The following is a 12,768-nucleotide window of genomic DNA, read 5'->3' on the forward strand; positions in this document are numbered from 1 at the left end:
CCCATCTGGCGTTAGGCGCAGAGCTGCATGTCTCAACAGACCCTATTATTAGGGTCTGTTTTTTATTACATGGGCGATGTCATTAGCCACCACGATAGGCAAGGGCAATGGACTACGGACTATTAGTAATGGGGGCTCCCTACAGCCAACCAGCGCCTCATTCGGCGCTCAGGTTTGCTCATGCGGTGCTTGCCAAAGGACACCAGCTTGTTGGCGTTTTCTTTTATCATGACGGTGTTCATAATGCATCACTGCTAATGACTCCGCCGCAGGATGAGCTGAACCTGCGCGATGCCTGGAAGGCGCTACACGAAGAACACGCTGTGACGCTGGATGTCTGTATTGCTGCGGCGCTGCGACGTGGAATCGTCAGCCAGGCTGAAGCGACGCGCCATGGTCACGATGCCTTTAACTTGGCGGCGCCTTTTGAGTTGACGGGGTTAGGCCAGTTGCTGACGCTTCAACAGCGCTGCGATCGTTTGATTACCTTTGCCAGTTGAGACCGATCATGCACGCATCTGAAGACCTGCTGGTAATCATCCGTCATGCTCCCCATAACTCGAACTGGCTGCGCGAGGGTCTCGACGCTGCGCTGGTAGCTGCCGCCTTTGGTCAATCCGTCAGGCTGATGTTTATGGGGCAGGGGGCTCTGGCACTGTGCAAGGAACAGCAGGCCGGCGCACCGGGGCAAAAGGCCAGCCTGCCAACGATCAACATGCTTGAGATGTATGATATCGACCAGTTAAACGTCCCCCAGCGAACGCTCGATGACCTCAACCTTCCCCTGGAGGCATTGGTGGATGGTATAACGCCGCTCAGCGAGGGACAGGTGAAAGCCCTGTTTAGCCAAGATCGGCCGATCCTCAACTTCTAGGTGTTCCATGATCCTGCATATTTTGACCACTGCGCCCACCAGCGAAGTAGCCCAACAGGTCGAGCAGGCCATTCAGGCGGGCGATACGCTGTTGCTGATCGAGGAAGGGGTAACGGCGGCGTTAAACCCGGGTTTACCCTGCTGGACACAAACAGAGTACGCGGTGTTTTTGCTGGAAGAAGACCTTGTTGCCAGGGGGCTAGCCGGCACCGCTACCCATCATAGGTTGGCAACCGTGGACATGGCCGGATTTGTAACACTGACTGAGCAACATGCACAGTCAGTCACCTGGTATTAGATTCGTAACGAGTGAGTAGACCGATGGAGAATACCGACACTATCGTGACGCTTGACCCGGAAGGGTACTTGGCCGAGATGAATGACTGGTCGGAAGCCGTTGCTGAACAATTGGCCGACGATGAAGGGATCGAATTAACGCCTGAGCACTGGGAAATCATCCGCCTGGCGCGAAATTTCTATACGCGCTATGAAATGGCCCCTGCGATGCGTCCCCTCGTCAAAGCCACCCAGCAGGCGCTGGGCAATGACAAAGGCCGCTCTATTTACCTGATGCGACTCTTCCCTGGCAGCACCGCCAAGGTGGTGGCGCGTATTGCGGGGCTTCCCAAACCCACCAACTGCCTTTGAAGCGTATTCAGGTGTTTCATTGACATCAGTTGGGGTCTTCCCCGCGGGTACAGACTGACAGCACCACAGCGTCGTCCTCGCTGGTCGAAATCAATGCGTGGCCCATATCACTGTCAAAATACAGGCTGTCACCTTCGGCCAGTACCAAAGGCGCATAAAATTCGGTGTAAAGCATCACATCGCCGTGTAAAACAATGAGAAATTCCTCACCGTCGTGACGCACCCACTGGTGGTATTCGTCGAAATGCCGCGCCCGAACAATGGTCTTAAACGGAATCATGCGTTTTTGCGCTAGCTGATGGCCTAAAAGTTCATGCTCATAGGTCGGCGTGGGGTGCAGCTGGCCTTTGCCTTTGCGGGTAAGATCCCGTCGCCCCATCGTGTAACGTTCCCGCTTAGGTGGTGTTAACAACTGGGGCAGGTCAATATTGAGGCCCGTTGTCAGCTTTTGCACCACTGAAAAGGTGGGTGACACCTGATCGTTTTCAATTTTAGACAGCGTGGATCTCGCCAAACCGGTACGCTGGCTGACGTCTTCCAATGTCCAGTGGTTAGCAAGGCGGATCTGCTTGAGCCGCTCGCCCAGACGCAGCGGCTCAACAAAGGGCTTACATCCCGATGCAATGCGCAACGCCGCATGCTCTTCCGAAGTTGCGGTCATAATGGTCACGATAGCGTCTGTTAAAAACGCGCATCATAGCATAGGTGGCATAAGGGCTGTTTGGTTAGGGCGCAACTGAAAAGGGTAAACCCAGCAAGGCTTTCAGGTGAGCCTCGACACCGCTTGCTAACGATGTTGGGTTATAGCCACCTTCCAGCGATGAGACCAGCCGGTTATCGGCGTACAGCGTGGCAATTTCCATCGCCAAATGCGTGACCCAGTAAAAATCCTCGTCCGTTAAGCACACATCGCCCATGGGGTCGTCACGGTGGGCATCAAATCCTGCTGAGATCAGCACTAAATCTGGTTTGAAGCGATGTAGCGCCGGTAGCCATTGGTTTTCAATTAGACGACGAAACTCAGGCCCGTCGGTGCCGACTTCTAGAGGCGTGTTGACCACATTCTGCCATTCGCTGCGCAAATACCGCCAAGGATAGAACGGGTATTGAAAACTGGTGCAGATCAGCACGCTCGGGTCGTTCTTGAAAATATCGATGGTGCCATTGCACTGGTGAACATCAAAGTCCAGCACCGCAATTCGTTGGGCTCCATAACGTTCTTTGGCATAGGCTGCGCCGACGGCGATATTGTTATAAAAGCAAAACCCCATTGCCTCGGCCGCTTCAGCATGGTGCCCAGGTGGACGAATAGCACAAAATACGTTGTCGGCCTGGCGCTTGAAGACCTGATCAATTCCCTTGATGACCGCACCGGCCGCCAGACGTGCTGCCTTCAGGCTATCCGGGTTCATCAAGGTATCGTTATCAAGCGGTACGATACCTTCTTCAGGCAGGCACTTGGTGAGGGCGTTAAGGTGGCGCGTAGCGTGAACACGGCTAAGCGCCAGTTCATCCGCCTCCTTGGCATCGGACTGCATGGTTTGCTGTAATAGGCCTGATAACGCTAAACGCGCTCGGATCGCCTCCAGTCGCTGAGGATTTTCAGGGTGTTCCGGTCCCATGTGATGCAATAAGCAGTCCGGGTGAGTAAGGTAGGCAGTGATCATTCAAGCGCTCCAGGATGGATAGCATCACCTTAATCGCGACACACTGATGCGCGACAGTGTCCATAAGTCTTACATCGCGCTGCACCGCTTCAGGAGAGGCAAACGTGAGTACACGTTTCTTGCACCATTTTTTTGAACCCCGCACGCTTGCCGTCATCGGCGCGTCAGAGAACCCGGCCTCGCTTGGGGGCTTGGTCCTTCGCAATATCCATGAAGGCGGGTTCAAGGGGCAGCGTTGGGCGGTGAACCTGAAAGGTTATGATCAGGTCTTCGGCGACCCCTGTGTCAAGCGCATTGAAGACTTGCCTGAGGTGCCCGACCTCGCCGTTATCTGCTCACCCATTGAAGGCGTGCCCAAATTAATCCATCAATTAGGCAAGTTTGGCGTAAAAGCGGCATTGGTGCTGTCCGGCGGCGCTTATCTGGACCGCGACAAGGGCAATAAAGGGTCGATTCGCGAGCGCATGCTGAGTGCCGCCCGGGAATCAGGCATCCGCGTTCTAGGCCCTGAATGCATGGGCCTTATCGTGCCGGCCAAAAAACTTAACGCGTCGTATGCCAGCCAACCCGTCAAGGCAGGCCGTGTGGCCTACCTAGGCCAGTCGGGCATGCTGGCCAACGCCATGATTGATTGGGCCGCAGGGCGCGATGTGGGGTTTTCACACCTGATTACCGTGGGTGACAGCGTTGATGTGCTGCTGCCGGATCTAATCGATTACGTAAATCAATTCTCGCCAGCGCAGGCAATATTGCTCCACCTTGAACGAATATCCGATGCACAGCATTTCATGACGGCGGTGCGTGATGCCTCCCGCAACCGACTAGTGCTGGCAATCAAAAGCGGCCGAACCTTTGCTTCGGATATTTCCGGCATGGCACCGACACCAGGTATTGCCAATCGCGACGTGGTGTTTGACGCGGCTTTTTCTCGCGCGGGCGTGGTGCGCGTAAACGACTCCGACGAGCTACTAGACGCCTTGGAAACGCTTTCGCGCATGAAGCCGCTTCGTGGCGACCGTTTGGCGGTGGTATCCAACGGATTGGGCCCTGCCATGCTCGCCATCGATAAACTGGTGAGTGCCGGGGGCAAGCTCGCTGAGTTTAGCGAAGAAACACAGCAGGCATTGCATCAAAGTCAGGTAGATGTCAGCAAACCCGGGGAGAACCCCGTCGATTTAGGCGGCAATGCCACACCCGAACGGTTTGTCGAAGCGCTGCGCATTGTGGCCGCTGATGCCAATGTGGACGCAGTGCTCGTGGTGCATGCGCCAACACGGCTCGCGCCCTCGCTGGTGACTGCACAGGCATTGATTGCTAATCGTAAAGCGTTTCGTCGTAACCTGTTGACCAGTTGGATGGGCCTGAAAGAAGCATTGAACGCCCGCCACGAATGCAATCTGGCGGGCATTCCTACTTATATTTCGCCCGAAAAGGCGGTGAAAGCCTTTATGCACATGGTGGACTATCAGCGAGTTCAGCAGTTGCTTCAGGAAACGCCTCCCAGCCTGCCGTTTTCTACCAGCGCCGAGATTCGCGCCCAGTGTCGAACGTTAATCAGCGAGGCCAAAGCACAAGGGCGCCAGACGTTAAGCCACTCTGAAACCGCGCAGGTGCTTGAAGCGTATGGCATACCCGCGGCGACTAGCTATTACATAACCAGTGCGGAGCAGGCGCTTGAGGTTGCCGCTCAAATTGAAGGACCAAAAGCATTGAAGGTCGTTCATGAGGGAAATTGCCGACCTTATCGTTATCGCAAGCACCCGCATAAAATATCGGCAGGACTGCTGCAGGATCTTGAAACGCCCGAGCAGGTGGCGGATGGCGTACGTAGATTAGGCGAAAAGGTCAATGAAAAACTGCCTGAGTATGCGATTCATGAATACTGTTTGCAGCCCATGCAACGCGGCAAACATTCCATGCAGGTGTGCGCGGGTATTACCCGGGACCCGGTATTTGGCCCGCTGATTGTATTCGGCATCGGTGGCTATAAAGTCAATGTCCTCGCCGACCGGCAAGTCGCGTTACCACCACTCAACATGAGCTTGGCAGCGGATGTGGTCAATCGAACCCACGCCGCGTCCTTGATACGCGAACACTCATCAGACCCCGATCGGGATACCCAGCACTTATGCCAACTGCTGGTGAAGCTGTCGCAAATGGCCTCGGATTTGGGCGAGCTGCGCGGACTTGAGCTGAACCCGCTGTTGCTCAACCGCGACGGCATGCTAGCCGTGGATTTTGCCATGGATCTCGGGCCTCCAGCCCGTTTCGCGATCATGCCTTACCCTGAAGAGCTGCGAGAATGGGTGACGCTGAAAAACGGCTGGCAGGTCGAGGTGCGGCCCATTCGTGCCGAAGACGCGCCGTTGATCACTAACTTTCACCGGCAACTGTCGGAAGAAAGCATTCGTTTTCGCTACTTTCATAACAAATCAAACTTAACCCAGCGCGACCTCTCGGTGTTGTCGCATATCAATTACGACCGACAAATGGCGTTCATTGCCGAACATCAGCGTGATGATGGCAGTAAAGAAATGCTCGGGGTGGTGCGCGTCTGGAATGATCCGGATAACATCCGCACAGAATTTTCGGTCATCATTCGCGACGACCTGCAAGGGCTGGGAATTGGCAGTTTGTTAATGAAGAAAATGATCGATTACTGCACTCACATTGGCACACTGGAAATGGTGGGTAAGATCATGCCGGATAATCACCCCATGCGGGCATTGATGAAGCACTTAGGCTTTACTTGTCGTTACAACATGGAAGAGCAGGTGATCGATGCCACCATGCGGCTCAACGAGCCTGAAAGTGAATGGCAGCGTCACCGGCTTGAAAGCCTGCCGGACTAGAGGGACGCCAAGCTCGATTAAGTTCATGGCTAGCCCACCACCTTGGGCCAGCCACAGCTCTGGGAATGCCCCCTAGGGAGCCATGCGAAAATAGCTCCACTCGCCACCATCACGCCGCTCATAGCGAATACGATCATGTAAGCGGCTGGGTTGCCCCTGCCAAAACTCGATCATATCAGGGTTAACGCGATAGCCACCCCAGTGAATGGGGCGAGGAATAGTTTGCCCTTCATATGCTTGTTCGAAGCGTTTTTGGCGCTCTTCAATCCAGTTGCGGTCGGGTATGACGACGCTTTGGGTCGCAATCCAGGCGCCTAACTGGCTACCACGTGGACGGCTAGCAAAGTATTCGTCGGACTCTTCCGCCGCCACCTGTTCAACGGCCCCTTCAATTCGCACCTGACGGGAGATCGATGGCCACCAGAAGGTAAGGGCAGCGTAGGGCACATTACTGAGTTCGCTGCCTTTGTGGCTGTGGTAGTTGGTGAAAAATACCATGCCGCGTTGGTCGAACCCTTTTAGTAAAACGACGCGCGCGTGGGGCCTCCCTTGGCTGTCAACACTAGCGAGCGTCATGGCGTTGCTGTCTCTTCCTTCCTGCTCAATCGCCAGGGTGAACCATTCATCAAACAACACCAGGGGATCGTCGGGGGCATGCGCTTCATCGAGTCGACCACCTTCATAATCACGCCTGATATCCGCTATGTCGCGTGCCATTGCTATGCTCTCCATCAAAAAATGTCGTTGTAGTGAATAATAAGAGGATTTTTATCCCTGCGCGCGTACTTGGCGGCTACGAAAACGTGCGTAAGCCATGCAACCGCTGAACAGGGCAAGCGATAAAAGAGCCTCAACGACCCCACGTAGCGTTTGTGTTGGCAGCGTCGCCACCATCACCCCCTGGCTAAAATACAGTAGGCTTACAAAAGCGAGCCATGCGTGTCCTCGCGGACGTCGACCAATGATAGAAGGCAAAAACAGCACCAGCGGCAGTACAAAGGCAATCATAGGTCGCCAGTTAAACGCGTCTCCCTGGACCATAAAACCGCGAAACAGCATCATTAGTAATAGCAGGCTAAAGCTTATCAGCACCCATTGCCGTGAAAGTGACGTCAGTCGATCGATACCATGCTGTTGCTCGATGCCCTCTAGCCATTGTCTCATCGCACGTCCTCGCGCATCGCGTGCATCGCCAGGGCTAGTTTGGCTAATCGTTTGCCCTGCGCTACGCAAAGAGTACGCTCGTGCTCATCTACCGAGCGGTCGCTGCGCGGGCCTGCTAGATGGCTTGTGCCATACGGAGTTCCACCTGTCTGGGTCGCCAGTAACTCTGTGGCGCTGTAAGGCACGCCAGCATATACCATGCCGTGATGGAGCAAGGGGACCAACATGGTCAATAGCGTGCTTTCCTGCCCGCCATGCAGGCTCGAACTTGAGGTAAAAGCGGTAGCCGGTTTATCGATCAAGGCGCCATTGATCCAAAGGCTGCTGGTAGTATCGAGAAAATATTTAAGCGGTGACGCCATATTGCCAAAGCGCGTGGGGCTACCGAGTGCCAAGCCGCTACAGTGACGTAGATCGTCAAGCTCGGCATAAATCGCACCCTCCTCGGGAATCTCGGGCGTTGTCGCCTCGCAGGTGGGAGATACCGGCGGCACGGTACGCAAACGCGCCTCAATACCGGCCACTTGCTCTACCCCAGCGGCGATCTGCTGCGCCATTGTGGCAGTCGCACCTGAACGCGAGTAATAAAGTATTAAGACATAGGGCAATGCGGACATAATAACTCCAAACTAGGTATTCCCTTAGGGTACCAGAGCGATGCGGGCAGCGGGTAATGGCGAAAACAGGCTTTGAGCATTGGATAGGCGTTGATAGACCCAGGCGCGTTTGCCGTCGGCCAGTTGCTTTTCTTTCCGTTCATAGCGAATACCCAATCGTTCGTAGCGATCAAGGCGTGCTAGCTGATCAGCGGTAACGCGCAAGCGTAAACCATGAACATGGCTATCAGGTTTGGGCGATAAATCCAGGCCATTACGTTGATAGCCCTCAAGCGTGGCTTCTTCGGGGTGTCCTGAGTCGCCCATTACAACCCATCGGACGGGGGCATAACGCAAGGTGCCATATACAAATACGTAGTGTGTACGCTGCTCAACATCCGCAAGATCGTCAGGCCGCTCATAGAACCAAGGGCTAAGCATGGTCAGCCAAAGCCATCCTGCAAGGCCCAGCACCAGTATTGCACACAACGCGAGCAGGCGTTTGACCCAAGCCATGGTGTCCCCTTATGCGGCTAGCAAACGCATTAGAGTGGCGTGCCTCTGCGTGGAAGACAAGCGTAACAAGACGCTTAAGCAATCGATATGGGTTTGATAGGATGAGAGCCACAGCCTATCGGAGAGCCTGCCATGAATCAGCCACTTCATGATGAGATGGATTTTCGAGCGTTTGTAGGCGATGTTAAGCCGCTTCCACAAAAAAATCGGGCAAATACGGCCACTGCGCGTAAGCGACCTTCTGAAGCACAGCTGGCAAGACGCGAATGTGCCGAAGCGGAAATTGATGAGCGGCATAATTTTCTGTCCGATGACTTTGTCGACCTGATACCGCCTTTTGACCCCATTGTGTTCCGCCGTGAAGGGATTCAGCAGGGCGTCGTCGATAAACTCAAGCACGGCGGCTACCCGGTTCAGGCACAGCTTCACTTGATTAGGCGGCCGCTGGCCGAATGCAGAGGACTGGTGTTTCCCTTTATCCAGGATGCTTACGCTCACGACCTACGTTCGGTATTAATTGTTCATGGGCGAGGGCGGGAAATCGACAGCCCGGCCAATGTACTGCGCTCCTATATTGCCAAGTGGCTTATCCAGTTTGACGAAGTGCAGGCCTACATCTCCGCTCAGCCCTCTGACGGCGGGCTAGGCGCCACTTGGGTAATGTTGCGCAAAAGCGACCGAGCGAAAGCCAATAACCGTGAACGGCAGCAGAAACGGCGTGGTTAGTGATGTGTCAGCAACAACGCAAAGGGGCAGCCGTGCGGCTGCCCCTTTTATACCGCTTGACCGCTGACACGCTATCTATTGGTCAGCGTTTAAGCGTTTTTCAAACAGTGCCTGGCGTTCTTCTACATCTGTCTGGTAACGCACGCTGAAAAAACTCAGCGCCCGCAGGGCATCCTCGGGATGCTGGTCATCACGCAACGCCATGGCGGTAAAGCCACAGCGGCGCATGTACTCCAGTTGATCGACCAGTACATCGCCCACTGCACGCACTTCACCCTGATAGCCGAAGCGCTCGCGCAACAGCCGGGCAAGCGTATATCCACGCCCGTCGGTAAACGCCGGAAAGTCAATCGCAATTGCCGGGGCCGAACCGATCTCTTCGGCCAGGGCAGCGGTCAGCTCGCAATCGCTTGGCAGCAGTGGTGCCAGCTCGGTGTCTTCCTGGTTGGCTTTCCACAGTGCAACCGGTACGAAGGCAGGGCGATGCTCGGGGAGTGCCTCCGTATCGTAGGACACGCACCAGGCGTTTTCCGCCGCCAGTTCGCCATCGGCGATCAAGTGATCGGCATGAACCGGCGCCAGTTCAACCGCGTCGGCCTGGTTATCTTTAGGCGGCATACACACGCTCCTTAAAGGGTTTCAGTCCAATGCGACGATAGGTATCCAGGAAGCGCTCATCTTCATGGCGCTGCGCGACGTAGACCTCCAATACTTTTTCGACGACACCGGGAACGTCTTCACGGAAGAAGGAAGGGCCAAGAATCTTGCCCAACGAGGCGTCATCCGTCGAGTTGCCGCCAATGGATACCTGGTAGTACTCCTCCCCCTTTTTATCAACGCCGAGGATGCCGATATGGCCCACATGGTGGTGACCGCAGGCATTCATGCACCCGGAGATATTCAGATCCAGCGGGCCCAGGTCGTAAAGAAAATCGAGGTCTTCAAAGCGCTCCTGCAATGCCTGTGCGATGGGGATCGAGACGGCATTGGCCAGGCTGCAGTAGTCGCCGCCAGGGCAGCAGATGATATCGTTGAGCGTGCCCACCGTCGGGTTGGCCATGCCCAGCGCATCAAGCTCCTGCCAGAGCGCTTCCATCTCATCCACCGGGACGTCAGAAAGCACCAGGTTCTGCTCATGGGTAACGCGGACTTCACCGAAGCTGTAGCGGTCGGCAAGGTCGGCGATGGCGTCCATTTGGTCAGCCGTCACGTCGCCGGGAGCATGCTCGCGGCGTTTGAGAGACAGCGTGACGGCTTTATAGCCGTATACCTTGTGGTCGGTCACGTTATTGGTCACGAAGCGTGCAAAGCCACGGTTTTCCTGGCGAAGGCGCTCATAATCGGCCACCGCGGTTTTATCTACCGCGCGACGTTCCGGCTCGGGGAAGTGGCTCTTCGCTGCCTCGACGGCGGCAGCATTGAGTGTCTGAGGGCCGTCTTTCAGATGCGCCCATTCTTCCTCGACGCGGCGACGGTACTCTTCGATGCCCAGTGCCTTGACCAGAATCTTGATCCGCGCCTTGAACTTGTTGTCGCGACGCCCGAACTGGTTGTAGACCCGCACGCACGCTTCCAGGTAGGTCAGCAGGTGCTGCCAGGGCAGGTCGTCGCGCACCACATCGCCAATCATCGGCGTGCGACCAAGACCACCGCCGGCGAGGACTCTAACACGCAGTTCGCCAGCCTCGTTGTACCACAGCCGCAGACCGATATCGTGAACCTGGATGGCTGCGCGGTCCTGGGAAGCACCGCTGACGGCGATTTTGAACTTGCGTGGCAAATAGGCAAATTCAGGGTGTAGCGTCGACCATTGACGAATCAGTTCGCACCAAGGGCGCGGATCTTCCACTTCATCATTGGCAATACCCGCAAACTGGTCGCTGGTGGTATTGCGAATGCAGTTGCCGCTGGTCTGGATCGCGTGCATCTGGACTTTCGCCAGATCCGCCAGAATGTCCGGCACATCTTCCAACGCAGGCCAGTTGAGCTGCAGGTTTTGGCGCGTGGTGAAGTGGCCGTAGCCGCGGTCGTAGCGGCGAGTAATGTCGCCCAACGCACGCAATTGATGGCCAGCCAACATGCCGTATGGAATCGCGATGCGCAGCATCGGCGCATGTCGTTGGATATAGAGCCCATTCTGCAAACGCAGTGGACGAAATTCTTCCTCTCCCAAACGCCCGGCGCGGTAGCGATCCATCTGATCGCGGAACTGAGCGACACGCTCATCTACCAGCGTTTGGTCATGAATATCATAACGGTACATGGGGCACGGTCCTGCTAAAGCGAAGTTGTCACGTTGAAACGGGACGAATCAGTGTCGCCACCATAACGCGGGCGTCATATTCTACAAAAGAATATATAATTATCTTTTTATCTCAAAATGGTATTTGAAACAGTATTACGCTAGCGACGACGCCCATTGGCGGCGTTGCCATATCCAGAAAAAAGCGGCTGAGTTAATGATGCGATAAATAAGCTGCATTAGCCAAATCCCCAGTAGTCCATAGCCAAGTTCCAGCCCAGCCCACCAAGCTAGCGGTAAAAAAAGCAGCCACTGCATGCCCAGCGTCAACAGCATCACGGTTCGCTGAGCGCCAGCACCCATAAGCGCTTGCGCCAATACCAGCGCGGCCACATCTATCACCACCATCAAGCCAGTCAGTTGAAGTGGGAGCGTACCGAGCGTTATTAAAGCGGGGGCGTCAAAAAACACGCCAAGGACTTTGTCCGGCATCCACAACATGGGTAGCGCCAGGATTACCAGCAATAGCCCCGCCACCCACAGCGCGTCCAGTCCCCAGCGGTGCGCTTCCCACTCGGCGTCTCGGCCAAGAGCTTCACCCACCAGACTCATAGCGGCGACACCTACGCCAACGCCGGGGAGTATGAGTAATAGTGATAGGTTGATCAATACGTGCCCGACGGCAACGCTTGCCGTGCCGAGCTGACTCAATAGCCAGAAAAGCACGGCATAGCCTGCGGCAAACCAAAGCTGCTGGGCCGAGTGGGGCAACGCCAGCCGGGCGGTGGTTCGCAATACTTGTTCGTCAGGTAACACTTTGCGCCACTGCGTAATATCACCTTGACGTGCGGTGACGCCTATCCACAGCACAAGCCCTACACATAGCGAAAGCGTTGTGGCCACGCCTGCACCGCGGGCCCCCAATTCGGGCAGTCCACCAAGGCCAAAAATCAATCCCGCACTAAGGGCCACGTTAAGCAGGTGCACAACCACAATAATACGCAAATATAGGCGAGTGTACTGACGGCCATTCCAGTACCCACGAAAACAAAGGGTGAGCGCAATCGCCGCCAGTGACACCACGCGCCAGCGAAAATAGTCGACGGCCACGCTTTGCACTTCTGTGGTAGGTGACATCCATTGCATGAAGGTCGGCGCTAGCCACCATGCCAGTAACGCCAACACAGTGCCGATCACCAGGCCTACTAACAGACCCGCATAAAGTGGCTGAGATAGGCCTGAATGACCCGCGCCCAGGCGATGAGCAGTTTGGGATTGAACGCTTGAGGACAGGCCAAACACCAGCGCCGTCATCATGAACATGGCGTAACCGCCGAGCCCAACGCCCGCCAGGGCGGTTTCGCCTAAACGACCCACCAGGGCGGCATCGACCAGATTGAGCATGCTCTGGGAAAGCATGCCCAGCATGATCGGCCAAGCCAGACGAACCACTTTGCCGTGGCGGCGTGCGACATACGACACG

15 protein-coding genes are annotated in these 12,768 nt (G+C 55.6%); 6 read left to right on the forward strand and 9 right to left on the reverse strand.

Going from position 1 to position 12,768, the window contains the following annotated elements; translation table 11 throughout:
* Positions 1 to 107: 107 nt before the first annotated feature.
* Genes tusD through GA0071314_RS09210 form a run of 4 tightly spaced genes read left to right on the forward strand, consistent with a single transcriptional unit; the run spans position 108 to position 1,522 of the window.
* On the forward strand, positions 108 to 500 hold the full coding sequence (gene tusD / locus GA0071314_RS09195; RefSeq protein WP_074396358.1) for a sulfurtransferase complex subunit TusD: 393 nt from the start codon (positions 108 to 110) through the stop codon (positions 498 to 500).
* A gap of 8 nt (positions 501 to 508) precedes the next feature.
* On the forward strand, positions 509 to 874 hold the full coding sequence (locus tag GA0071314_RS09200) for a DsrE family protein (protein ID WP_074396359.1): 366 nt from the start codon (positions 509 to 511) through the stop codon (positions 872 to 874).
* A 7-nt stretch (positions 875 to 881) separates the two neighbouring features.
* On the forward strand, positions 882 to 1,172 hold the full coding sequence (gene tusB, locus GA0071314_RS09205) for a sulfurtransferase complex subunit TusB (protein WP_074396360.1): 291 nt from the start codon (positions 882 to 884) through the stop codon (positions 1,170 to 1,172).
* 23 nt (positions 1,173 to 1,195) lie between these two features.
* Positions 1,196 to 1,522, forward strand: coding sequence for a TusE/DsrC/DsvC family sulfur relay protein (locus GA0071314_RS09210; RefSeq protein ID WP_074396361.1), 327 nt, complete (start codon positions 1,196 to 1,198; stop codon positions 1,520 to 1,522).
* A 25-nt stretch (positions 1,523 to 1,547) separates the two neighbouring features.
* Here the strand turns inward: GA0071314_RS09210 and GA0071314_RS09215 are convergent, their stop codons facing one another.
* Positions 1,548 to 2,183 (reverse strand): helix-turn-helix domain-containing protein, encoded by a 636-nt coding sequence (locus tag GA0071314_RS09215; RefSeq protein WP_074396362.1) that lies wholly within the window; start codon positions 2,181 to 2,183, stop codon positions 1,548 to 1,550.
* A 64-nt stretch (positions 2,184 to 2,247) separates the two neighbouring features.
* Positions 2,248 to 3,189 (reverse strand): histone deacetylase family protein, encoded by a 942-nt coding sequence (locus tag GA0071314_RS09220; RefSeq protein WP_074396363.1) that lies wholly within the window; start codon positions 3,187 to 3,189, stop codon positions 2,248 to 2,250.
* A gap of 104 nt (positions 3,190 to 3,293) precedes the next feature.
* Here GA0071314_RS09220 and GA0071314_RS09225 point away from each other — a divergent pair, with 104 nt between their 5' ends.
* Entirely contained in the window at positions 3,294 to 6,041 is a 2,748-nt protein-coding gene (locus GA0071314_RS09225; RefSeq protein WP_074396364.1) for a bifunctional acetate--CoA ligase family protein/GNAT family N-acetyltransferase, read from the forward strand.
* 72 nt (positions 6,042 to 6,113) lie between these two features.
* Here GA0071314_RS09225 and pdxH read toward each other — a convergent pair whose 3' ends face one another.
* Genes pdxH through GA0071314_RS09245 form a run of 4 tightly spaced genes read right to left on the reverse strand, consistent with a single transcriptional unit; the run spans position 6,114 to position 8,317 of the window.
* Positions 6,114 to 6,758 (reverse strand): pyridoxamine 5'-phosphate oxidase, encoded by a 645-nt coding sequence (gene pdxH / locus GA0071314_RS09230; protein ID WP_074396365.1) that lies wholly within the window; start codon positions 6,756 to 6,758, stop codon positions 6,114 to 6,116.
* A 51-nt stretch (positions 6,759 to 6,809) separates the two neighbouring features.
* Positions 6,810 to 7,205, reverse strand: coding sequence for a DUF2069 domain-containing protein (locus tag GA0071314_RS09235; RefSeq protein ID WP_074396366.1), 396 nt, complete (start codon positions 7,203 to 7,205; stop codon positions 6,810 to 6,812).
* Positions 7,202 to 7,822, reverse strand: a complete 621-nt coding sequence (wrbA, locus tag GA0071314_RS09240; RefSeq protein ID WP_074396367.1) for an NAD(P)H:quinone oxidoreductase — start codon at positions 7,820 to 7,822, stop codon at positions 7,202 to 7,204. The genes GA0071314_RS09235 and wrbA overlap by 4 nt, the downstream gene beginning before the upstream one ends.
* 24 nt (positions 7,823 to 7,846) lie before the next feature.
* A complete protein-coding gene (locus GA0071314_RS09245) occupies positions 7,847 to 8,317 on the reverse strand; it encodes a gamma-glutamylcyclotransferase family protein (RefSeq protein ID WP_074396368.1) in 471 nt (156 codons plus the stop codon).
* A gap of 132 nt (positions 8,318 to 8,449) precedes the next feature.
* Between GA0071314_RS09245 and smrA the strand changes: the two genes are divergently transcribed.
* Positions 8,450 to 9,043: a DNA endonuclease SmrA gene (gene smrA, locus GA0071314_RS09250; RefSeq protein WP_074396369.1), complete on the forward strand. Its 594-nt coding sequence runs from the start codon at positions 8,450 to 8,452 to the stop codon at positions 9,041 to 9,043.
* A 75-nt stretch (positions 9,044 to 9,118) separates the two neighbouring features.
* Here smrA and GA0071314_RS09255 read toward each other — a convergent pair whose 3' ends face one another.
* The 3 genes from GA0071314_RS09255 to GA0071314_RS09265 form a co-directional block, all read right to left on the reverse strand.
* Positions 9,119 to 9,661, reverse strand: a complete 543-nt coding sequence (locus GA0071314_RS09255) for a DUF934 domain-containing protein (RefSeq protein ID WP_074396370.1) — start codon at positions 9,659 to 9,661, stop codon at positions 9,119 to 9,121.
* A complete protein-coding gene (locus GA0071314_RS09260; RefSeq protein WP_074396371.1) occupies positions 9,651 to 11,306 on the reverse strand; it encodes a nitrite/sulfite reductase in 1,656 nt (551 codons plus the stop codon). Before GA0071314_RS09260 ends, GA0071314_RS09255 begins: the two co-directional genes overlap by 11 nt.
* A gap of 135 nt (positions 11,307 to 11,441) precedes the next feature.
* A complete protein-coding gene (locus GA0071314_RS09265) occupies positions 11,442 to 12,767 on the reverse strand; it encodes an MATE family efflux transporter (RefSeq protein ID WP_074396372.1) in 1,326 nt (441 codons plus the stop codon).
* Position 12,768 lies beyond the last annotated feature (1 nt).

This window comes from Halomonas sp. HL-93 (assembly GCF_900086985.1).
Lineage (GTDB): Bacteria > Pseudomonadota > Gammaproteobacteria > Pseudomonadales > Halomonadaceae > Vreelandella.